This is a genomic window from Halomonas sp. PA16-9 (assembly GCF_009728585.1).
GTDB lineage: Bacteria > Pseudomonadota > Gammaproteobacteria > Pseudomonadales > Halomonadaceae > Vreelandella > Vreelandella titanicae.
In genome coordinates this window covers 1,808,021-1,831,286 of the sequence record NZ_CP040451.1, presented here as the reverse complement: position 1 = coordinate 1,831,286, position 23,266 = coordinate 1,808,021, and the positions used below count along the sequence as shown (strand labels likewise).

Below are 23,266 nucleotides of genomic sequence, written 5' to 3'. Positions count from 1 at the left end.
CTATTAAGAGCTAAATTGGGCCCGCACCTGCTCAATGGCGGGTTCGCCATCGCGGGTTTCAACACCCTCCAGCCACTCGGCAACGGTATCCAGATTGTTGCCAATCCACTCATTAGCCACTTCATCCGCCGGGCGCTCTTCGTAGCTGTACTCATGCACCCAGTCGTTTTGATCTTCGATATCGATCACGTACTGCGACAGAAAGCGGTGAACCTCAGGCGCTTCTTCCGCCAGGCTGGCAGGGGTAATTGTCCATACCGTGCTTTCAATAGAAGCCACGCCCGCGTCATCGCTATCGGCTAAATAGGCCAGATCGAAGCTCACGTTCATCCAGTGAGGCTCCCAGCCGACAAAGGTCACCCACTCTTCATCAGCCATTTTTTGCTCAGCCTGGGCCAGCATGGCCGATGTAGAGCTTTCGCGGAGCTGCCAATCGCCCAGCCCCGCAAGGTCGTTATCGATGGCATTGAGAATCGCGTCGTTAATACCGGTGCCCGCTTCAATCCCCTGAATTTCACCATCGAAGCGGTCATGATGCTCTGCCAGCTCAGCCACCGTGGTGACGCCTGCATCGTAAACATACTGGGGAACCACTAGCCCGGAATTGGCGCCGCGGATATTGGAAACCACTTTTTCGACTTTACCGTCGGCCACCAGGGGCTCGACCATATCAGTCTGAACGGGATACCAGCCGCCTAGATAAATTTCCAGGTCGTTCCGCGTTAAGCCTTCGAGGATAACGCTCACAGCTAAATCTTGCTGCCGGGTCTCGTACCCCATGGCCTCAAGTAGCTGGGCCGCCACTTCGGACTTTACCGTCACCCCAGGCCACGGCGGCACCCCAAAGCGCAGTTCATCAAGCTCTGCCATGGCGGGTGTGGCAGCAAACGCAGCGAGTAAAAAGCCCGCTGTCAACGACAGCGTCTTAGTAGTGGTAGGGCTGGTAGTGGCGAAGCTAGTTGTGACCGACATTTGGCTAAACCTCTTTATTAGTTGGGTTTAGCTAGTATGCGCGGCTACTCTCCTATCACTAGACACTAAGCGACGCTTATCAGACATTAAGCGACACTCATTGCGCTTTAAAGGCCTTCTCCGCTATGGCAGAACGCACCTGCCGAGGCGAGTAGCCGTAATGCGCACGAAACGTACGCGCAAAGCTCGACGACGAACTAAACCCACAGGCCACGCCCACTTCTAATACCGCTAAGTCAGTCTCGGCCAGCAGCCGCCGGGCGCGCTTAACACGCAGTTGCAAATACCATTGACGCGGGGTCACGTTTAGCTCCTGCTCAAACAGACGCTGCAACTGGCGCACCGATACCTCTACCTGGCTGGCTATCTCGTCAAGGGGGAGCGGTTCTTCCAGGTTCTGCTCCATCAGCGCAACCGCCTCCACAACACGCCGGTTATGCGTGCCTAAGCGCTTCACCAACGCCATGCGCTGCTGATCGCTGCGGGTGCGAATTCGGTCATGGATCAGTTGCTCGGAGACATCAATAGCCAACTTTGCGCCATGCCGCCGGGCAATCACTTCCAGCGCCATATCCATCGCCGCTGCCCCACCCGCACAGGAGAAGCGCCGCTCGCCCAACTCGTAAAGCTCATCGGTAGTGTCAATACCCGGAAAGCGCTCACGAAACGCGGGCAGACTCTCCCAGTGCAGAGCCACCCGCTCGTGCTTTAACAACCCGGTGGCGGCGAGCAGAAACGCTCCGGTATCAATGCCACCCAAACAGCAGCCTGCTTGATCCAACTGATGAAGCCAGGCCATTAACGGCCGGGTAAGATGCGCCTCGGGGGTAAAACCGCTGCATACCGCCAGCGAGGGTAAATGGTGAACATCCGCCGTTGCGTGATCCACCATCAAGGTCATACCGTTCGACGCCGTCACCGGCCCGCCATCAGCGCTAATCAACGTCCAGTCGAACAGCGGTCGATGGGCAATGCGGTTGGCAATTCGCAGCGGCTCCACCGCCGCAAAGAAGGCCATCATCGAATACTGCGGCAGTAGCAAAAACCCCACCATTTCAGGCAGCGGGCCCTGGTAACTAAGACGCATAGCAATGCCCAAGGTCATTTAGAGTATATCGGTGTCAGGTCAACCCAAGCAGCGCTTCAGCCAGCTTAACGTCATCGTAACGTTGGGTATCAGCATTCTCCGGCGCAAGGTCTAGATCAATAATTTGAATACCCATTTCATCGCGTAGCGTCTCAATCTGATCAGCCGAAACACTCAGAAGCTGCGAATCAAACAGTAAAAAATCGATTGAAGACCGCTTAGACGATAAGGGTTCGAGTGTGCCAGACAAATGCTCATTGAGCACTTGCACCTGATCCACCAACGTCATGCCAAGCGTTTCAAGATCAGTGCCCAGGCTGGGCACATACACTTTGGGTGACGGGTTTTTAGCCAATGCCTTATCAACCCCCTTGGGCAGCAGGTTGGCAATGACACTGCTATAAAAACTGCCCGGCGGGAAAACCAACAGCTCTGCCGAATCAATGAGCTTACGGGTCTCTTTACATACTTTGGAGGCATCCAAGGTATCGATATCGTCCGCCTCGCCTGATAATTTTATCGCTCTGATAGGCGAATCGATTTGAGCCGTCTCTTTGCCGGTAAAGCAGTGTTGGCCAATAATCGTTCGACCGCTCTCTAACAATACCTCCAGTTGAAGGTTGGCATCCGTCGTTGTCCGAACGGTGCCGCGGGTCTTGATCAGTTGACCAAAGAGAAAGGCGATCGGATCCAGAGAGCGATCATGAATCAGATAACCGCCGGTCAAGATCAGGTTCCCCACACTGGCACCAGCGAGGTTAAAATCTTTGGGCATATGTTTGTAGAATGCGGCGATATAGCTCTGGATCAGCGACCGCATGGGCTCAGCAATTGCCTTGAGCAGCGGATGCTTAGCACTGACAAGGGCCTGCAGACTTTGCTCAAGTGCTGTCTTTGCCGTCGCGTCTTCCCCCTCCCTTGCCGATAGCCGATGTGAAAAAAGCGCAGCCACCTCTGGGTGCCCGGTGACAGAATCATCAGCCAGAGCAAGCAGGCGTGCCCTTAGGTCGCCCACCGCAGGCATCGCGAAGGCCCGGCGTAACTCTGCCGAGCTGCCTCCTGAATCAAAAGGGGTAACCAGATGAATGGAGTTATGGGTATAGTCCGTCAACACCTCAGAAAAATGTCTTAGTGCCGTGCCGCCACTAAAGAAGAGTATTTTCGGCCCTAACTCGGGGGCTTTTCGGTATCTGGCCAGACGCAGATCCAACCCCTTGCCAATCTCACGGGGCAGGCACATTCGGGTACCGATAAAACGTCTTTTTTTCATACAACTCTTTGAACTGTAAGAAACATGTAACGTAAACGATGGCACTGTTACTTATACTGTTGACTCTCAGAAGCAGTAACCACCTAAGCGCACGTTATCTTGGTGAGGCAGCGTATCAATACGTCGATTTTGGAGCATTTCTATTTTCTACGATTCGAAGTTGAAAATCACTTCGAGTTAGTTGAAGTTTATGTGACTCAGCCAAGTGAATCCGTTTCTCGGCGCCTGATCAATCGCAAAGGCTATAGGAACACGCTGGTGGAGAAAGTTGAGCTCGCCGTCGCCATGGATGTGCAGCGACGCAAAGTCGATGGGCAGGGTTTTCAGCAATCCGAATCCCTTGAGCGCTTAGCCCGACTACTTGACCAGTTAGGCCAATCCTGCCTTGAATTCACCGCCATCAAGGCCCTAAAGCAGCTTCCCGATAAATCGCGAAAAGAGTACGCCAAGCTCATTCGATTGGTGGGTAAATCATTGAAGCTGGTGATCATTAATATCGATGATGCAAACACTCGCCAAGGCCTGAAAATTGGACGCCGAATTCCCAAAATAACCGCCCGCTTAACCACTGCTTTTGAGCAGGACGCTTCAGGCATGCGTAACAGCGCCGTGGTGGATTTTCAGCTTAACCGTATGATCCATCTGCTTTCGGAGCTTGCCGACGCCCTACTCGCCGCCAACTTCGGCCCTGCCGTACGCTTGCAAAACTACAAGCAACTGAAAAATGCCGCCCACGCGATGACCGCCCAGAATGACGACTTTACCGTTGAGCGGCTTGCGCTTACCCGCAGCGGCAGCACCATTGCCACACTGAGAGCCGAGCACGCCACCTCTGGCAAGATGATGGCAGTCTACAAAGAGGGTGAAAGCCAGAAAGTCATTGAAGAACTTTACGGGGTAGATCAATGGAAACGGGTCTATCCTAAGGTGGCTCCAACGGTTCTCTCGCACCATGTCGAGCAGGGGGATGAACTGGGTTCAATGGTGATCGAACACCTCCCCGGTCGAACGCTTGAGTCACTACTGTTAAACGACCAGTGGAAATCCGCCAAGCAACTTGCCCACACACTCCAACGGACGTTGAGAAAGATCTGGAAGACATCACGTACCAACGAGCCGGCTCAGCCCGAGTATATGCAGCAGTTGCGTAAACGCATGCCCGAAACCCGTCACACGCACCCGACACTGTTTCATACACACCAAACCATTTGCGGACTGCCCCGCCCCAGTTTTGATGAGTTGATCGATCGCGTAGAGCCCCTAGAGCGTCAGCTTAGGGCGCCATTTTCCGTGCTGATCCACGGCGACTTTAACGTCGACAACCTCATCTATGACGAACTCAAAAATCGCATCTACTTTATCGACCTACATCGCGCCTCCTATTCTGATTATGTTCAGGATTTATCCGTTCTGATGGCGTCAATTTATCGGCTGCCCATTATGGATGCGGCCCCTAGAGCCGAACTAATGGGATTGATCAGACAGCTCTATCAGTTTGCGCGCCGGTTCGCCAAAGAGAATAACGATGTAAGCTTTGATGCGCGGCTAGCCATCGCGCTGGGGCGCTCCTTTGCCACCTCTACGCGCTTTATCTACGACAAACGTTTTGCCAACCGACTCGCCCTTAGAGCGAGCTACCTGCTAGAGGCCATAACACTTCTAACCCCTGAGAAAATAGAGAAGTACAGGCTTCCCCTAGAGGATATTTTTAGTGATTAATAAGCGAATTGCGGTCATTGGGATACCTGGCAAATGGTCAACCGAAGTATTGGCGAATCATTTGGAACAGCGCACCGGCTACCGCTGCGTTATCGATATGGCTGACGTAGTGCTGGAACTTGAAACCGGCGAGTTACGTTATCGGGACACCTTGCTCAACACGCTTGACGGGGTGATCATCAAAAAAATAAGCGAAACCTACTCCCCTGCCGCCGACGACCGACTGCGCATGCTCAAAACCCTTGAAGCGGACGGGGTGCGCTGTTTCAGCTCGCCAAGCCAGGTGGGGCGCCTGATTAATCGTCTTGAGGGCACCGCCGCCCTGGCATCCGGCGGTATCCCGCTGCCCGCGACCCGAGTAACCGAGAGCACTGATGCAGCGCTGGAGGCTATCCAAACGTTCGGGAAGTTGATCCTAAAACCGCTCTACTCAACCAAAGCCCGCGGCATGGTGGTGTTAAAAGCGGCAGATGGTGTTAAAGCCAACACCCAAATACTGAATAAATTTAAGGCTAAGCATGGCCTTTTTTACCTTCAGAAATTCGTCAACCTGGGCGGTCAAGATCTAGGCATGGTATTTCTAGGCGGCAAGTACCTGTGCACCTATGCCCGTGTCGGCGATGACAAATCGTGGAATACAACGATACACAGCGGGGGCAAATATCGAACCTTTGATGCAAGCCCTGAGCTGATTGAACTTGGCCTAAAAGCCCAGTCATGCTTCGATCTAAGCTTTACCACTGTAGACATTGCATTGACCGATGAAGGGCCCGTGGTCTTTGAGGTCTCGGCCTTCGGTGGATTTAGCGGCGCGAAAAAAGGCTGTGGTATCGATGCTGCTGAGAAGCTGTGTGATTATGTGCTTAGCCAGCTTGAGGCCGAGACAGCAGAGACAGAGACAGCAGAGGCAGGTGAATGATCAACCTTTTTGATAATCAGCAAATCAACGGGGCTAAGGCCGCCTGTACCTATGCGTTACCGCTGACGTTCAATGGTTTAACAATTCGCGTGCTGGCCGACCACCCAGCCATTCTTGACCATCTTGAGGTTTACTATGCTGGTTTAACGGCGTCTGGTTTGCTCCCGAAAGAAGTCCATACCCTTGACCAGCCAGAACTACCGGTATGGCTGTTGGATCAGCAAGCGGATACCAGCGGCCGCGAGTGGACAGCGGTAACACGGGCCAAAACCAGCGCTCTGGGCTGAAAGAGGCCTACGTGGATACTCCTCAAGGGCGCTGGATTCATAAAGTACGCACGGGGATGGCGCTGTTCCAATCGTTAACGGCGCCAGCTGCGATTGGCGAGTTAAACAAGCACTCATCGCAAGTCATCAACTTTATTAACAACCAGTTCCTCAATCATCATCAACGCGATGGTTACCTGCTCGGCCACGCCTCGGCCTTTGATATCGATGGCAACGTCACGGCCATTGCCGCCAGCTCCGGTGGTGGTAAATCGACGCTAATGCTGAAAGCGCTGGAAACCGCAACGGCGCGCTTTCTCTCCAATGACCGGATTCTGTTTAAGCCCGAAAACGGCTGGGTAAGCGTTCTCGGTGTCGCCAAACATCCTCGCGTTAACCCGGGCACGCTGATCCATTCTGAGCGATTAATCGACATACTGCCTACTGAAGAGCGCGACCGATTTACCGACATGCCCAAAAGCCAGCTATGGGATATTGAGCAGAAGTACGATGTGTTGATTCCTAACGCCTATGGCGAGGGTAAAACCGCTCTCTCCGGCACGCTCAAACACCTAATACTGCTGGACTGGGCATTAGACGCTACCGCCCCGACAGCCCTGAGTAGCGTGGATATCACCCAAACACCTGAGGCGCTTGAGGGCTTGCGCAAAAGCCCAGGGCCATTTTTTCAGCACGTGGATGGCCACTTTCCCACCGAGCAAGCCCAATCTGCCAAGATCTATGCCGAACATCTAGCGAGCGTTGAAGTGCTGCGCCTCACCGGTACCATCGATTTTGAGCGTGCCATTGCGCTACTCCAAGCCAAAGGCATTCTCTGATGGTGGCACTGGCGCTGATTCGGCACGGTGAATATTCTCAACTGGCGGATACACCCAGCGCCCTGCAGCCCTACCCGCTCACGGAAAAGGGTGCGGAAGACGTTCGAGAGCAGGCGCGTCGGTTCGGCGCGTGGCTAGCCACTTCAGGCTATCAGCTCAATGCGGAGATACACTGCTCGACGCTGCTAAGAGCCTGGCAAACGGCTGAAATCTTCCGCGAAGAGCTAACGCCGCTGTTTGCGGAGCCACCCCGTTCGCGCAGCTTTTCGGCCCTTTGTGAACGCAGCGTTGGGGCGCTGGCCAATCTGAGCATTCAGGAAATAGAACGGATCGTCACCCTCGACCCTCGCCTTGAGCCCTTACCTAAGGGCTGGAAATCAGCCAGCGATTTCAGACTGCCCTTCGACGGCGCGGAATCGCTGTTGGAGGCAGGTGCAAGGGTCGCTGCTCATTTACAAGCACTTTTAGAGCCACAGCCGCGACCTGAGACAACGAAGCAACGGAATCAGCTCAAGCAACTCAATCACCTAAATCAACTACAGCTGGTGGTGGGCCACGGCGCCTCCATTCGCCACGCAAGCTATCATTTAAATGTCATACCCTTCAGCGATATTAAACGGTTAAGTATGTTTCATGGTCATCCGGTCGTTTTCGAGCGGCATAACCAAGGCTGGCACCGACTGTACGGAAACTGGAAACAGCGCCAGCCAGCAGACCCTCTCGATTAGACGATAGCGATGAATAAGATGGCTTCTATGACCGCGTGCAATGTTATTCCAAAGGTAAGCAAACAACCGTATCACAACGCCATCTTGACGCGCCTTCCGACAGAGTGGGCGCCCTGGCCCGATGACGCGACTTCGGTCAATCACGATGAGGCGCTAAGCACCTTTGTTAAGCGCTCGCGAAAAAAAGGCTTCGCCTGGCCCAAAAAGCCAGTGGCATTCATCTCAGATCCCCATGCGGACGCCGAGGCATTTGAAGCCTCGCTAATTGCTGCAGGCGTGATCGAACGCGAAGGCTCCCACCTATGTGAATATGCACTGACGAAATTCGGCAAAAAAGCCGAAATCGTGGTGGGCGGAGACTGCCTGGACAAAGGCCCCAGCAATCTGATGATGCTGCGCAGCCTGGCCCATTTATACCGCCTCAAAGCAGATATCACTCTGCTGGCCGGTAACCATGATCTCCGCTTGCTGATGGGGCTGCTATCGTTGGAACGCGACACTGACGCCGGTAGCCAACATCTCTTTGTGCGCATGGGCAAGAAGGTCATACCGCTGTTTAAAGAGGTATTCGATCAATACCTAGCCGATACCCAGTGGGACAAAGGATTACCGTCCGAGCAGGCGTGCCGACAGGCGCTGTTTCCAGGCAACGACTGGTTCGAAAACTTCCCCTTCTATGCCGCCGGGTTTCTCACCCCCGAGGGTATAGAGCGTGAAATCAGCAAGATGACCACCAAGGCGCAGAGCTTCGAGGCGCACTGTGCAAAAAACGGCCTGTCGCTCACCCAAGTCTACGCCGCCGCGATGAAGTGTCGTTCGCTATTTCTTAACAAATCGGGGGAATTTAGCTGGTTTTTCCGCCGCATGCAGTTGGTTAAAAAGCGCGGTTCCTTTCTGTTTCTGCATGCCGGCCTCGATGATCATATGGCCGAACTGCTGGCCAAGTACGGCGTAAAACATGTCAATCGGGCTTTCAAAAAAAACCTAATGCACCAAAACCTATTCAGTTTTTATTATGGCTCTTTGGCCAATACCTTTAGAACCAAATACCGTAAAGCCGATCTCCCCCTTACGCCTCGCGGCGCCTATATTGCCCGGCGGGCAGGCATTCAGGTGCTGGTTCACGGCCATATCAACCAACACTTTGGCCAGCGGGTCACGCTCAAAAACGGGCTTATCCATATCGAAGCCGATATCACCCTGGACGCTCACTCGCGTAAAAACGAGGGGCTCGATGGCTACGGTGTAGGGGTAACGTTAATCGACAAAAACCGTGGGGTGATCGGCCTTAGCTGCGATTACCCTCAGGCAAAAGTGTTCAAGCCCGGCCGCAAAGGAAAACTGGTGGAGCCCGCTAAATGAAGTCAAAAACGAAATTCAGTCACGATTCGCTGCTGGATCGTCAGTCAACCCAAGAGTTACTGATTACCCTGGCAAATGCGATCAATAAAGGCGAGTTAGCCTTCCAGGAAAGTGAAGGTGAGCTGGTACTTTCCCCCCAGCAGTTGCTGCAAGTCTCCCTGCGCGCCAGTGATGAAGGCGATAAGCAGGAGGTGGAAGTAAAGATTAAATGGCGCACTAAAGAGAAAGAGCTTTCCGACACTCCTCCCAAAATTAAAACAAAAGCGGGTAAACGCTAGGAGTTAGGCTCCACCAGACACCCTGTGCCCCCCACGATGAATGTGGGAGTATCATGCCCATGTACGCGCTTGAGCCCTTTAGGCTCACGAAAGAAAGCTATGGGAGAAAGACTATGGGAGCGTGGAAATGGACGTCACACATTTAGAGCACGTCGTTATCGCTTTGATCATTCAGCTCTCACTATTGCCCTTTGTTTCTGCTTACGTGGCCGGTGTTATCCCGGTGGCGATACTGCTTGGCCGCGAGATCGCTCAGCACGAATACAGGCTAGGCATCCAACGAGGTTGGGCATGGAGCGAAACGCTACCGGTCGGTATGTTTGAGGGCGTCTGGCGTGGGTGGACGTTAGACTCAGTGCTTGATGTTCTGCTGCCAGCACTGGCGTGCGGGCTGCTAGCGCTTATGATTGGCTTTAAAAAAAGGCATACAGCCAAAAACAGCTAGGCCCTTGGCACCCAGTGGCTGACCTGGGTGGCATCAAAGGTGCCAGCTAGTCATTATCGAGATGCTCTGTACGGTATAACTTCCACTCATTTTCAACCCGGCCATCAGGCAAGCGGCAATAGCGGCCAGTGCCTAGGCTGCTTTCGCGAATTTCATTCTCCCCACCGACACTTCTGCAGTATTCAGCCGCGTATTGGGTCATCTGGTTTTGAGAATTGGGGTCACCACCGCCCGTGGCACAGCCGCCGAGCATTAGTAGCACTGTCATTGGGCCGTAGCGGTATATAGATCCTGTAAGCATTGGAACCTCCCTCCCTGAGCATACAGTTCAGCGTCACTTTGATTCTGGTGAGTAACCGCGGACACATCAAGCAGGATGTTACTAGGCAAGAGATATGATGATTCCATAGAGCGTTTGCTGATATGGAAAATGGTAGCTAGGCTGTAGCTAGTCATCTTCGATGTACAAGCATTGTCTATGACTATTTTAGTATCTAATTCATAAGGCCAGGATCGTATTCATAAGGAGAGTGACGCTATGTCCAGCCCGGAACATAAGCAGAAGATCTGGAAGATGATCAAAGATATCAAAGTCGGCATGCTCGTGACGTTGGATCATGACACCCCGCGCGCCCGTCCCATGCACCTGGTGCAAGATGAGTATGACGGCACCCTGTGGTTCTTCACCCGCCGCAGTGCCGAAAAAGTATTTGAAACCAAAAGCGACCACGATGTGTGCCTTAGCTTCTCCGACCAGGAAGATGGCGTCTACGTTTCACTATCGGGTAAAGCCAACCTGACAGATAACCGTGAACTGATCGAAAAATACTGGAACCCTTTCATCGCCGCCTGGTTCCCGGAAGGTAAAGACGACCCAGACGTCGCCCTGCTAGAGATTAAAGTGCAGATGGGTGAGCACTGGAAAGCCAAAGAGAGCAAGACATTCCAGCTTTACGAAATTGCCAAAGCCAACCTCAAAAAGGACGCCACGCCGAACCTTGGCGAGAATGAAAAGTTCGGTGGGTAACTTCCTTCCCAAGCGCCCCGCTGCCGGGGCGCTTTACGGCCTGACCGTTACCATGCTGCTCATGGTTCATCCACCTCATGGGCCAATGATCAGTCCCAGAGTGATAATGCTCCCAGTCAAGGCGAATGCGAACTCAACGATCAGCAGCGGGCAATGCTGTCTCAAATCAACGAGGCGCGTAGCCAAGCGAGACAATGCGGTGACCAGCAGTTTGAGGCCGTAGAATCGTTAGCATGGAGCTGCAAGCTGGAAGCAGCGGCCAAAAGCCACTCCCAGGACATGGCCGAGAACGACTACTTTAGCCATACCGACCCGGAGGGCGCAGGTATCGAGCAGCGGGTGGGTAACCAGGATTACGTGTGGCAAGCCGTGGGTGAGAATGTCGCCGCTGGCTACACCTCGGTCTCTGCCGTAGTGGAAGGCTGGCTAGACAGCCCCGGCCACTGCCGCAACATCATGAATGACGCCTTTACCGAAATGGGCATGGCAAAAGCCGAGGATTCGGAGTCGCGCTACTCAACCTACTGGACACAAACGTTAGGCAACCCGCGCTAAGCGCCCAAGAGTCAGTTATTGCCCGCCTCCTAGCTCACCGTAGTGGACAGCCGTAATCGCGTTTTTAGGCGAGCCATCGACCAGCTTGGTGCTATACGTCAGGTACACAAAGGTCTGGGTTTCGGCGTCATGCATGCGAACGACGCGCATATTCTTGAAAAGCGCCGAGCGGCGTTGACTAAAAATCACCTCTTGCTCCTCTACTTCAGCAGGATCGAAGACAACCTCCCCTGTCTGCCGACACGCCACGCTCGCCTCACTAGCCTCCTCAGCAAGCCCCACCGCACCAGAGATCCCACCAATCTGTGAGTAGGAGAGATAACAGGAGATACCCTGAACGTCCGGGTCATCGAAGCGCTCCACTTCAATGGTGTTGTTCGGACCAAGCAGCTTGAACTCGGTACGCACGCTGCCAATATGAGCATCCTGGCGAATAGCGTGGGTGGCAGCAGTGACAACATAACCATAAGTGGCCCGAGGGCAGCGCGTTTAGAGAAAAACATGGTGAGCTTCCTTGATAATAGTCAGTCGAACGATGATCAAGCCTAGAGGATACATTAATCCAGGAGAAAGCTCAGCGATTATCAAATTACAGGTACACATTAACTAAGTGCTATTTATTGTTACGAGGTGCTGAATTCGATGCTCGATAGAATGAAGCCAACAACTACGTAATAAAATCAAAATTTAAACTCATCTCCGTCTTCGTAAAATAGATCAATATCATTTTCAAGCTTTGACTGTTTAGCCTGCTCTTGCGCATGGAATTTCACTCGTTCTGTTAACTGAATTACTTGACTCATTGAGAATAGTTGAGCGTAGGCTAACGGCAAGGCACCACGGCGATGTAAATCAGCTAACGTTCCTTCTCCTAATTGGTTCAGAGCTTGCTGATTAATACAATGTAAACCCTGCATATGCAGTGACGCCTGCTTGTCACCCCAGGTCAGCTGTAGAGGCCAAGGCTCGATTAGGCCTGCTTCACTTAATACTTGGCAGGCAGCAGTCGTTAAGTGTCGGTTACACTCGCTTTGTTTGAGAAAACTCAGTGTTTGTTCGACTTGATTAGCAAGATTTCCCTTCCCTCCAAAAAGTGGCTCGGCGTTCAAATCGTCAGTGAGGTGCTGCCGTTCTATGCAGAATACTTTTTTATTCGTCTCGGCCTTTGCCAAGGTAAACGGATACTCTCGCAGCGACGCGGGCACGTAATCACACAGCCAACGACCATCGCGATGCAAATACAAGTTGCATTCGTTAAATCCCAGTACTGCTACTGGGTGATAACCCTCATTCTGGTAAATAAAGCCCAATACATAATGGGGTACCAGACTGGCTAGCTCTTTCAGAAGAATGGGAGCCAAATGATATTCTGCAGAAAAGAAATAGCCTTGACGTGACCAGAATCGTTTATTGACATGCTGAGTACGTGATATGGCGATCCATTCAAGCATGAGTGCACCTACTGTTCTTCAAAAAAAGGGGCTGGTGAAACCAGCCCCTCATGCTACTAAGCTACTAACTTATCAAAAACTTCCTACCGTTGACTCATCATTAATACCAACTAGGCCAACTTCTTGGCTCATTGATGAGGGATTGAGAGTTCCAAACTCATCATCTCCCGGCATATCACTTATAGAGTTACTCTCGAACAGAAGGGTTGCATTATTACTTAGTTGGCTAGCACTGGCGTTATCAGCCACAGTAATAGCAAGCGTTGGAGCAGTCCGGTCTCCTCCAGCCGCCTCGACAAAGCGAGTCCCACCAGTTCCTTCTATTTTGACCGTGATCAGATCTCCTGAGTTAAGCCCCTCCTGAGCAATAAGCGAATTAAGTTGATTTGCCAAGTTAATACCTACAGTTATATTTTCACCATCCTGCCATGTACCTGTAGACTGCCACACTTCCTCTTCAGAGAGATAATTTCGGTTAGTGACTGAGCCGAAGCCCGCTCCGTTGAGTGAGTTCTCTACGGAGAAAGTCATCGTCGAGTTGGCAGAATGCGTCCTATCAGATACCCAGCTGATAATCGCACTATCAATAGTTTCACTATCATCAAGATTAATATTATCAGGCACGGTAAATTGAATACCGACAACATATGAGCCTATCTCCAAATCAGGACTAGACAGAGATGAGCCCTGTTCAATGTCGCCATTAGCACTCTCGACCATGGCGACAAGTAAGTATCTGGCTCGTTTGATCCTCTGGCACCACCACCAAGTCAAAACCTGCTGTCGCAGTAGCACCATCTTCATCGGTTACCTGAACTTCCAGCGCGTAATTACCTACCCCTGCACTAGGGCTCCCCGAGAAAGTCTTCGTTTGTGCGTCGAAGAAGACTCCATCAGGTATGTTTAGGGCTTCATAGGTCAATATATCGCCATCCAGATCGCGAAAGGTATCATCAGGAATCTCGAAGAAAAACTCATCTTCAGCTTCGATCGTCTGATCTTCAAGAGGGTTATTAACGAAAGGCTCGGTATCACCACTAAGTATAAAGGTAGAGTTCGTCGCGTTTATACTTGGCGCATTGCCTTGGTAAAGCTCAAAGAAGTCAATATGGAAGCCTTCGGAACGGCCTGCGAAAGTAATCGTATGAACACCGGCGTCAAGCACAAACTCCGCTGGGAAATTCGGTACCGAATCCGAGGTGCTATCGATAAAGTTCGCGAAGCCAAAATCGCCTGTTGCATTACCATACAGCTTTATAAACCCACTATTATCTATCGCATTGACATTACTAACGAGAAGCTCTTCAGCATTGTCATCTATCTTCACCCAGACATCATTCTGGGCATCGCTGGCCCCACCTGGATCCCGTGTCCCCGAACTCGCAAGGTAAACTCCCCTGCTGCCGACTCAGGAATGACGAATGTATAGGTCAGTTCTGCCTGCGGCCCATTAAGAGCCTCACTGTCCTCATCGCCCCAGAGATAGTAACCAACTCCCTGGAAGTTCGCCTGGTTACCATTTTCGTCTGCCTCATCGAAGAACTGCCATTTGCCAGGAGGGTTTACTCCACCAGGTCCATTTATATCCTCAAACTGTACTTTAAGACGACTGTCCTCCATAAGGTAATAACCTTCCGACGGGATTGTCGTATCGCCATCCACAACAGGCGTACCATTCGAAATTAGATAGATCGGCTGCGATACCGGCCCCAAGCCCAAGCCATCAGAGGTATTCGGGTTATCAATGACGGATGCAACAAAACCAAGCGGAAGTGTGTCATCTCCATCGAAGCTGGAGGTGTCGTTCAGGAAATCCCCATAGGTAAACTCCTGCGAAACATCGGCTGTGCCACTGGCGCCCAGCTGTACATCTACAAACTGGAACTCTGCAGCATTGTTAGCAGGGAAATTCTTATCCGCTAGACGGGCATTTACAGTATCGGCAATGCCATCCTGATTATTGGTTACTGGCTGGTGCCCTTTAGTCATGACGACTCGCACCCATTCACCAGCTGGCCCGCTAACAATTACCGAAGGTACTTCACCACCGTAGGTCCCTTGACTACCGGCAGAAAGCCCGTTGACACTCAATTCGGCAACTAGGTTAGGTGGCGTTTCACTCACCAGCACTTGTGCTCCAGCCTGGCTGCCATCGCTCATCAATTGTCCGCTGGCAGTACTACCATCAGTAAACTTGATATACACATTGGAGCCGATAAGTTCCGCCCCTGAGATCCCCCCCACATCCCAGAAGGGAATCGATCCCGTATCGACACTGGATTTGGTAAAGCCAGCAATCGAGTTAGGATCCATATCACCACTGAAACCAACTGTTTCACCGTTAGTAAATCCACCGTTGGCAGTGGCCGAAAATTTCACCAAGGCCCCACGGTAACCACCATTATTATCTGAATTCTCAGGCTCAGGATCGATTCCCGGCAGGAAATAATGCTCGTAGCCAGACGACCCCACAGGCTGAATTGCCCCGGTGTTACCGGCACTGTTGATCGCCCACTCCTTGGCTGTCGCATCCCCACCTTTGCCATCGGGATCAAACACGCTATCGCCATAGAGGGCTGTCGTCACATCAAAGAAAACCGCGGCGATCTTCTTATCTCCGGTATTTTGCACCTGGAACGAGTTACTGCCGTAATTGGAACTCTGTACGTCATTCCCGCCAGGAGTCACAGTGACCAATGCAGAGCCAACATCACCTTGATCATAGCTATCCGATAATTCGAGGTTAGCACCAGCAAAAATTTCTTCGATCTCGGTCGCCGGCACCGGCAAAGGAGTGCTAGTGTCTTCCTTGGCACTTACCTCGAAGTAGTCATAGGCAGCGGTAAAGGCTTCCGCCGCACCATGCGTGTGGGTAATCCCTACGCCGACCGAAGCTGCAGGGTCTAGTATCGCCTCCTTAAGGGCTCCGGTGAGTTCCAACCCGCTAATGGTCACGCTGGCATTACCCGGTAAAGGTTCACCTGATGCGTCCAGTAAAGTGACTGTCGCCGTCGCCATAGTATTGCCGACGTTATTGACACTGACATCGAGTACTAGCTTCGCTTTTGCAAAATCACCAAAGCCATAACCATCTGGGAAGTCAGCCCCAAGTTTGGTTTCGGCGTTGTTGTCGCGCGAGGAAAACTCAATGTCCTGACCAACACTGCCGAATACCAGCTTGGCAAAATCATTACTGTTCACACTCACCGCCAGCCCTAGCTGCGAATAACTACCGGGAGCCGAAGCAAAGGGGTTATCCACCACGGACTCCAGGATGAAGCCTCCATCACGAATAATGCCCAAGTGATAATCATTCTGTGGCGTATTTGCAGACCCCGTATCACCACTCGTTGTCGTGACCCTGAGTTGATTATCGGCAACGATGCCGGCGCCGGTATCTTCGTCCTGAAATGCCACATCAGAACTGGCCATAACCCGGTGAAACCGTTCTGATAGGGAGTGCCGTTTACTTCGAAATTAAGGCGTATGCTTTCGCCGTCGGCCAAAGGCTGCCCATTTTGGGCGTCATAAGCAAAGACATCATCTACATTGGCATCACCATCACCATCAATATCTTCATCCGCCTGATTGGCAGTGCCATCTTCGTCCAGGTCATCACCCGGGGCATAACCGCCAAGCGGGCTGCCCTCATCAAAGTCGATCATGAAGCTCGTCGATGGCGTTGAATCGACAAGGTTGGCATTCTCTGAGGCATCTGAGACCGCCCCCTGAGCCACCCAGACCGTATAACTACCATTTTCATTCCAACCTCCAGCTGGAGACGAGATCGCATAAGTTGCTTCGCCCGTCGTTGCGTTGAAGCCATCGAAGCTGATCGTGGCAGCAACTGGAACCCCATCCAGCATGAGTGCGATGTCACTGTTATCAAGCGTCTCCGTAGCGATGCCCGAGGCATCAGCGTAAGTGACAACAACCGTAAGTTCCGCGTCGGTGTTGACTGGCTGTAGGATAGCAATCGTCGCGACCGGCTTGTCGTTATCGTCAGTGGATTCTTCGCCCTGTTGCTGAATACGCAAGTAGTCATAATTAGCAACAAAAACTGGACCGGAACCAAACGAGGTCTGGGTTACGCCAACACCGAACTCTTCTCCCGCACTAGTAATGGCTGTATTCAAAGGGCCATCCGGTAGGAGCAGTGCTGGCAGAGCCGTATCTCCCAAACTTTGTCCTGATGCATCAAGGAAGGTCATGGTGCCCGAGAAACTTGCCATGCCACCATCAACACTGGCTTCGATAGCCACAACAACATCAGCAATCTGCGCGAAGCTGATGCTTGGCGGCAGGCTGAAGGTCTGTTTGCTTTGTGAACCTCCTAGCTCATAGGAGTATTCAATTTGCCCGCCTCCGACGTTGCCGAAGGTTACCTTCAGATATTCGTCCTGGCTGAGGCTTATATTAAGACCCAGCTGCGAATACTGTGCAGGCAGCGAAGGGAAAGGGTTGCCAAATTTAAGCTCAGCAGTAAAACCATCACCTCCAGACACATTAGTATAGTAATTATCATTGGCGTTATTACTGCCTCCAGCATCACCCTCACTGGCCGAAATAACCAAATTTCCATTAATGATTTCAGCTGTACCGGTTTCCTCTGTGTCAGTACCCGAACCTTCAGTCACTCCGTCAAATAAGCCTTGTAGAGTCTCACCTTCATCGAATTCAAGATTGATCGTCGCAGGATCGGTGCTGGTAATATCATCCTCCGTCACCGTTCCCATTGCCGTCGCAGCCGCGGGATCGATAGCAAACGCCTCGTCTGCAATCCCGGCTAGGATGACACTGACCTGCTCCGGGCCATTGGCTTGATCATCGTTGGCGACGTCAACCGTCAAACTGCCGACGCCGCCGGTGAAGACCACCGTGCGGGGCTCGGATGTACCATTAATAGTGAGATCCAATGCCACCTCGCCGCTGAAGCCTTCCGAGGCGGTAAGGCCGAAGCTTAGCGTGGTGGCACCCTCGTCGCCGCTTTCGACCATCGGATCAGCATCGGAAATACCGATCAAGGTCGGCGCCGGTGGCTCGACAATTCCCGCGGGCACAAACTCGATATAGTCGATACGTGCGTATTCCAGCGTAGCCGCAGTTGCAGAGAGCGCCAGAGTAGCATCGTCGCCCACTGTGACATTTTCGAAAGTCACCGTGCGGAAGCTTGACGCTTGGGCAGCATTGCCACTGGTGGCGTCGTTATCGAAGATCCAGTCGCCGCTGAAGCTCTGGCCCTGGGCATTACCGATGCTCAACTGCGCCGTACTTTCGCCGTCGTTTTCGTCAAAATACCCGACAATCACGGTGTAAGTGCCCGCCGCAACCGCACCGGCTAGCGCGTAACTGGCCGTGCCCGACTCGCCACCCTGCAGCCGGATACCTTGACCCTCATCCGCTGCGCCGATGTTCTCGACGGTGTAATTGGTTGCCGTGGTAAAGTCCTCGGCCTGAAGGCGTACGGGCGTTGTTGGTGCGACCTCGTCATCCTCTGTCACTGTGCCCGTTGCCGTCGCAGCAGCGGGATCGATAGCAAACGCCTCGTCTGCAATCCCATTCAGGATGACACTGACCTGCTCCGGGCCGTTGGCTTGATCATCGTTGGCGACGTCAACCGTCAAACTGCCAACGCCGCCGGTGAAGACCACCGCGCGGGGCTCGGATGTACCATTAATAGTGAGATCCAATGCCACCTCGCCGCTGAAGCCTTCCGAAGCGGTGAGGCCGAAACTTAGCGTGGTGGCACCCTCGTCGCCGCTTTCGACCATCGGATCAGCATCGGAAATGCCGATCAAGGTCGGCGCCGGTGGCTCGACAATTCCCGCGGGCACAAACTCGATATAGTCGATACGTGCGTATTCCAGCGTAGCCGCAGTTGCAGAGAGCGCCAGAGTAGCATCGTCGCCCACCGTGACGTTTTCGAAAGTCACCGTGCGGAAGCTTGAAGCTTGGGCAGCATTGCCACTGGTGGCGTCGTTATCGAAGATCCAGTCGCCGCTAAAGCTCTGACCCTGGGCATTACCGATGCTCAACTGCGCCGTACTTTCGCCGTCGTTTTCGTCAAAATACCCGACAATCACGGTGTAAGTGCCCGCCGCAACCGCACCGGCTAGCGCGTAGCTGGCCGTGCCCGACTCGCCACCCTGCAGCCGGATACCTTGACCCTCATCCGCTGCGCCGATGTTCTCGACGGTGTAATTGGTTGCCGTGGTAAAGTCCTCGGCCTGGAGGCGTACGGGTGTTGTTGGCGCGACGTCATCATCCTCTGCCACTGTGCCCGTTGCCGTTGCAGCAGCGGGATCGATAGCAAACGCCTCATCTGCAATCCCATTCAGGATCACACTGACCTGCTCCGGGCCATTGGCTTGATCATCGTTGGCGACGTCAACCGTCAAACTGCCGACGCCGCCAGTGAAGACCACCGTGCGGGACTCGACCACCCCATCAATATCCACGCTCAGAGCTACCTCGCCGCTAAAGCCTTCCGAGGCGGTAAGGCCGAAGCTTAGCGTGGTGGTGCCCTCGTCGCCGTTTTCGACCATTGGGTCGGCGTCGGTAATACCGATTACCGTTTGGCCAACATCATCCTCTGTCACTGTGCCCGTCGCCGTCGCAGCAGCGGGATCGATAGCAAACGCCTCATCTGCAATCCCAGCTAGGATGACACTGACTTGCTCAGGGCCATTGGCTTGATCATCATTGGCGACGTCAACCGTCAAACTGCCGACGCCGCCAGTGAAGACCACCGTGCGGGACTCGACCACCCCATCAATATCCACGCTCAGAGCTACCTCGCCGCTAAAGCCTTCCGAGGCGGTAAGGCCGAAGCTTAGCGTGGTGGTGCCCTCGTCGCCGTTTTCGACCATTGGGTCGGCGTCGGTAATACCGATTACCGTTTGGCCAACATCATCCTCTGTCACTGTGCCCGTCGCCGTCGTAGCAGCGGGATCGATAGCAAACGCCTCATCTGCAATCCCAGCTAGGATGACACTGACCTGCTCCGGGCCATTAGCTTGATCATCGTTGGCGACGTCAACCGTCAAACTGCCGATGCCGCCGGTGAAGACCACCGTGCGGGGCTCGGATGTACCATTAATAGTGAGATCCAGAGCCACCTCGCCGCTAAAGCCTTCCGAGGCGGTAAGACCGAAGCTTAGCGTGGTGGTCCCCTCGTCGCCGTTTTCGACCATCGGATCAGCATTGGAAATACCGATCAAGGTCGGCGCCGGTGGCTCGACAATTCCCGCGGGCACAAACTCGATATAGTCGATGCGCGCATATTCAAAGGGTGCCGCCGTGCTTGCCAGGTCCAGAGTAGCGTCGTCACCCACCGTGACGTTTTCGAAAGTCACCGTGCGGAAGCTTGCTGCCTGAGCAGCATTGCCACTGGTGGCGTCGTTATCGAATATCCAGTCGCCGCTGAAGCTCTGACCCTGGGCATTACCGATGCTCAACTGCGCCGTACTTTCGCCGTCGTTTTCGTCAAAATACCCGACAATCACGGTATAAGTGCCCGCCGCAACCGCACCGGCTAGCGCGTAGCTGGCCGTGCCCGACTCACCGCCCAGCAGCCGGATGCCTTGACCCTCATCCGCTGCGCCGATGTTCTCGACGGTGTAATTGGTCGCTGCGGTAAAGTCCTCGGCCTGGAGGCGTATGGGTGTTGTTGGCGCGACCTCGTCATCCTCTGTCACTGTGCCCGTTGCCGTTGCAGCCGCGGGATCGATAGCAAACGCCTCGTCTGCAATCCCATTCAGGATGACACTGACCTGCTCCGGGCCATTGGCTTGATCATCGTTGGCGACGTCAACCGTCAAACTGCCGACGCCGCCGGTGAAGACCACCGTGCGGGGCTCGACCACCCCATCAATATCCACGCTCAAGGCTACCTCGCCGCTAAAGCCTTCCGAGGCGGTAAGACCGAAGCTTAGCGTGGTGGCACCCTCGTCGCCGTTTTCGACCATCGGATCAGCATTGGAAATACCGATCAAGGTCGGCGCCGGTGGCTCGACAATTCCCGCGGGCACAAACTCGATATAGTCGATGCGCGCATATTCAAAGGGTGCCGCCGTGCTTGCCAGGTCCAGAGTAGCGTCGTCACCCACCGTGACGTTTTCGAAAGTCACCGTGCGGAAGCTTGCTGCCTGAGCAGCATTGCCACTGGTGGCGTCGTTATCAAAGATCCAGTCGCCGCTGAAGCTCTGGCCCTGGGCATTACCGATGCTCAACTGCGCCGTACTTTCGCCGTCGTTTTCGTCAAAATACCCGACAATCACGGTGTAAGTGCCCGCCGCAACCGCACCGGCTAGCGCGTAGCTGGCCGTGCCCGACTCACCGCCCAGCAGCCGGATGCCTTGACCCTCATCTGCTGCGCCGATGTTCTCGACGGTGTAATTGGTCGCTGCGGTAAAGTCCTCGGCCTGGAGGCGTATGGGTGTTGTTGGCGCGACCTCGTCATCCTCTGTCACTGTGCCCGTTGCCGTCGCAGCAGCGGGATCGATAGCAAACGCCTCATCTGCAATCCCATTCAGGATGACACTGACCTGCTCCGGACCATTGGCTTGATCATCGTTGGCGACGTCAACCGTCAAACTGCCGACGCCGCCGGTGAAGACCACCGTACGGGGCTCGACCACCCCATCAATATCCACGCTCAGGGCCACCTCGCCGCTAAAGCCTTCCGAGGCGGTAAGGCCGAAGCTTAGCGTGGTGGAGCCCTCGTCGCCGTTTTCGACCATTGAATCGGCGTCGGTAATACCGATTACCGTTTGGCCAACATCATCTTCTGTCACTGTGCCCGTTGCCGTCGCAGCCGCGGGATCAATAGCAAACGCCTCATCTGCAATCCCGGCTAGGATGACACTGACTTGCTCAGGACCATTGGCTTGATCATCGTTGGCGACGTCAACCGTCAAACTGCCGACGCCGCCGGTGAAGACCACCGTGCGGGGCTCGGATGTACCATTAATAGTGAGATCCAATGCCACCTCGCCGCTGAAGCCTTCCGAGGCGGTAAGGCCGAAGCTTAGCGTGGTGGCACCCTCGTCGCCGCTTTCGACCATCGGATCAGCATCGGAAATACCGATCAAGGTCGGCGCCGGTGGCTCGACAATTCCCGCGGGCACAAACTCGATATAGTCGATGCGCGCATATTCAAAGGGTGCCGCCGTGCTTGCCAGGTCCAGAGTAGCGTCGTCACCCACCGTGACGTTTTCGAAAGTCACCGTGCGGAAGCTTGACGCTTGGGCAGCATTGCCACTGGTGGCGTCGTTATCGAAGATCCAGTCGCCGCTAAAGCTCTGACCCTGGGCATTACCGATGCTCAACTGCGCCGTACTTTCGCCGTCGTTTTCGTCAAAATACCCGACAATCACGGTGTAAGTGCCCGCCGCAACCGCACCGGCTAGCGCGTAGCTGGCCGTGCCCGACTCACCGCCCAGCAGCCGGATGCCTTGACCCTCATCCGCTGCGCCGATGTTCTCGACGGTGTAATTGGTTGCCGTGGTAAAGTCCTCGGCCTGGAGGCGTACGGGCGTTGTTGGTGCGACCTCGTCATCCTCTGTCACTGTGCCCGTTGCCGTCGCAGCAGCGGGATCGATAGCAAACGCCTCGTCTGCAATCCCATTCAGGATGACACTGATCTGCTCAGGACCATTGGCTTGATCATCGTTGGCGACGTCAACCGTCAAACTGCCAACGCCGCCGGTGAAGACCACCGTGCGGGGCTCGACCACCCCATCAATATCCACGCTCAGGGCCACCTCGCCGCTAAAGCCTTCCGAAGCGGTAAGGCCGAAGCTTAGCGTGGTGGTCCCCTCGTCGCCGTTTTCGACCATTGAATCGGCGTCGGTAATACCGATTACCGTTTGGCCAACATCATCTTCTGTCACTGTGCCCGTTGCCGTCGCAGCCGCGGGATCGATAGCAAACGCCTCGTCTGCAATCCCGGCTAGGATGACACTGACCTGCTCCGGGCCATTAGCTTGATCATCGTTGGCGACGTCAACCGTCAAACTGCCGATGCCGCCGGTGAAGACCACCGTGCGGGGCTCGGATGTACCATTAATAGTGAGATCCAGAGCCACCTCGCCGCTGAAGCCTTCCGAGGCGGTAAGGCCGAAGCTTAGCGTGGTAGTGCCCTCGTCGCCGTTTTCGACCATCGGAACAGCATCTGTTATGCCAACCAGTACCTGAGGTTCGGCCTCTTCGGTCGAGGAGACCTGGAGATAGTCGTAAGAAATGTCGAAAGTATCAGGCGACTGGCCACCGGTGGATGTTTGTATAAAGCCTACGCTGACGCCCTGAGCTTCATCCTTAATTGCTGAAGCCAACGGATCAGTCAGCG

Annotated in this window: 20 protein-coding genes; 10 read left to right on the top strand and 10 right to left on the bottom strand. The window is 53.9% G+C overall.

The genetic code is table 11. The features are described from left to right. Positions 1-3: 3 nt before the first annotated feature. The 3 genes from FDY98_RS08385 to FDY98_RS08375 form a co-directional block, all read right to left on the bottom strand. A complete protein-coding gene (locus FDY98_RS08385) occupies positions 4-972 on the bottom strand; it encodes an ABC transporter substrate-binding protein (RefSeq protein ID WP_027959003.1) in 969 nt (322 codons plus the stop codon). A gap of 97 nt (positions 973-1,069) precedes the next feature. Next, positions 1,070-2,059, bottom strand: coding sequence for a GlxA family transcriptional regulator (locus tag FDY98_RS08380; protein ID WP_051052095.1), 990 nt, complete (start codon positions 2,057-2,059; stop codon positions 1,070-1,072). A 34-nt stretch (positions 2,060-2,093) separates the two neighbouring features. Beyond that, a complete protein-coding gene (locus FDY98_RS08375) occupies positions 2,094-3,329 on the bottom strand; it encodes a GAK system CofD-like protein (RefSeq protein ID WP_231500661.1) in 1,236 nt (411 codons plus the stop codon). 258 nt (positions 3,330-3,587) lie between these two features. Between FDY98_RS08375 and FDY98_RS08370 the strand changes: the two genes are divergently transcribed. The 8 genes from FDY98_RS08370 (at position 3,588) to FDY98_RS08335 (ending at position 9,885) form a co-directional block, all read left to right on the top strand. Further along, positions 3,588-5,048: an aminoglycoside phosphotransferase family protein gene (locus tag FDY98_RS08370; RefSeq protein WP_155705783.1), complete on the top strand. Its 1,461-nt coding sequence runs from the start codon at positions 3,588-3,590 to the stop codon at positions 5,046-5,048. Beyond that, positions 5,041-5,967: a GAK system ATP-grasp enzyme gene (locus tag FDY98_RS08365; RefSeq protein WP_009287690.1), complete on the top strand. Its 927-nt coding sequence runs from the start codon at positions 5,041-5,043 to the stop codon at positions 5,965-5,967. Before FDY98_RS08370 ends, FDY98_RS08365 begins: the two co-directional genes overlap by 8 nt. Next, a complete protein-coding gene (locus FDY98_RS08360) occupies positions 5,964-6,254 on the top strand; it encodes a hypothetical protein (protein ID WP_155705782.1) in 291 nt (96 codons plus the stop codon). The genes FDY98_RS08365 and FDY98_RS08360 overlap by 4 nt, the downstream gene beginning before the upstream one ends. Before the next feature lie 11 nt (positions 6,255-6,265). After that, a complete protein-coding gene (locus tag FDY98_RS08355) occupies positions 6,266-7,072 on the top strand; it encodes an HprK-related kinase B (protein ID WP_196517930.1) in 807 nt (268 codons plus the stop codon). Beyond that, on the top strand, positions 7,072-7,800 hold the full coding sequence (locus FDY98_RS08350; protein ID WP_009287688.1) for a histidine phosphatase family protein: 729 nt from the start codon (positions 7,072-7,074) through the stop codon (positions 7,798-7,800). Before FDY98_RS08355 ends, FDY98_RS08350 begins: the two co-directional genes overlap by 1 nt. Before the next feature lie 27 nt (positions 7,801-7,827). Next, entirely contained in the window at positions 7,828-9,162 is a 1,335-nt protein-coding gene (locus FDY98_RS08345) for a metallophosphoesterase (protein WP_101148376.1), read from the top strand. Beyond that, a complete protein-coding gene (locus FDY98_RS08340) occupies positions 9,159-9,440 on the top strand; it encodes an amphi-Trp domain-containing protein (protein ID WP_022524071.1) in 282 nt (93 codons plus the stop codon). The genes FDY98_RS08345 and FDY98_RS08340 overlap by 4 nt, the downstream gene beginning before the upstream one ends. A gap of 127 nt (positions 9,441-9,567) precedes the next feature. Continuing rightward, complete coding sequence (locus tag FDY98_RS08335; RefSeq protein WP_027959000.1) at positions 9,568-9,885, top strand: hypothetical protein; 318 nt, start codon at positions 9,568-9,570, stop codon at positions 9,883-9,885. 46 nt (positions 9,886-9,931) lie between these two features. Here FDY98_RS08335 and FDY98_RS08330 read toward each other — a convergent pair whose 3' ends face one another. Next, positions 9,932-10,186, bottom strand: coding sequence for a putative hemolysin (locus FDY98_RS08330; RefSeq protein ID WP_022524073.1), 255 nt, complete (start codon positions 10,184-10,186; stop codon positions 9,932-9,934). 237 nt (positions 10,187-10,423) lie between these two features. On the opposite strand from FDY98_RS08330, the gene FDY98_RS08325 reads away from it, so the two are divergent. Beyond that, positions 10,424-10,912: a pyridoxamine 5'-phosphate oxidase family protein gene (locus tag FDY98_RS08325; protein WP_022524074.1), complete on the top strand. Its 489-nt coding sequence runs from the start codon at positions 10,424-10,426 to the stop codon at positions 10,910-10,912. A gap of 153 nt (positions 10,913-11,065) precedes the next feature. Then, a complete protein-coding gene (locus tag FDY98_RS08320; RefSeq protein WP_340146414.1) occupies positions 11,066-11,467 on the top strand; it encodes a CAP domain-containing protein in 402 nt (133 codons plus the stop codon). A 15-nt stretch (positions 11,468-11,482) separates the two neighbouring features. On the opposite strand, the gene FDY98_RS08315 is transcribed toward FDY98_RS08320, so the two are convergent. From FDY98_RS08315 to FDY98_RS08290, 6 genes are all read right to left on the bottom strand, one after another. Next, a complete protein-coding gene (locus FDY98_RS08315; protein WP_340146413.1) occupies positions 11,483-11,875 on the bottom strand; it encodes a CreA family protein in 393 nt (130 codons plus the stop codon). A 272-nt stretch (positions 11,876-12,147) separates the two neighbouring features. Next, entirely contained in the window at positions 12,148-12,918 is a 771-nt protein-coding gene (locus FDY98_RS08310) for a SapC family protein (protein WP_009287686.1), read from the bottom strand. Positions 12,919-12,990: 72 nt separating this feature from the next. After that, on the bottom strand, positions 12,991-13,638 hold the full coding sequence (locus tag FDY98_RS08305) for a hypothetical protein (RefSeq protein ID WP_155705780.1): 648 nt from the start codon (positions 13,636-13,638) through the stop codon (positions 12,991-12,993). Continuing rightward, positions 13,622-14,245, bottom strand: a complete 624-nt coding sequence (locus FDY98_RS08300; RefSeq protein WP_155705779.1) for a putative Ig domain-containing protein — start codon at positions 14,243-14,245, stop codon at positions 13,622-13,624. The genes FDY98_RS08305 and FDY98_RS08300 overlap by 17 nt, the downstream gene beginning before the upstream one ends. After that, a complete protein-coding gene (locus FDY98_RS08295; protein ID WP_155705778.1) occupies positions 14,242-16,179 on the bottom strand; it encodes a hypothetical protein in 1,938 nt (645 codons plus the stop codon). The genes FDY98_RS08300 and FDY98_RS08295 overlap by 4 nt, the downstream gene beginning before the upstream one ends. Then, on the bottom strand, positions 16,134-23,252 hold the full coding sequence (locus FDY98_RS08290) for a beta strand repeat-containing protein (RefSeq protein WP_155705777.1): 7,119 nt from the start codon (positions 23,250-23,252) through the stop codon (positions 16,134-16,136). Before FDY98_RS08290 ends, FDY98_RS08295 begins: the two co-directional genes overlap by 46 nt. Between the last annotated feature and the right edge of the window lie 14 nt (positions 23,253-23,266).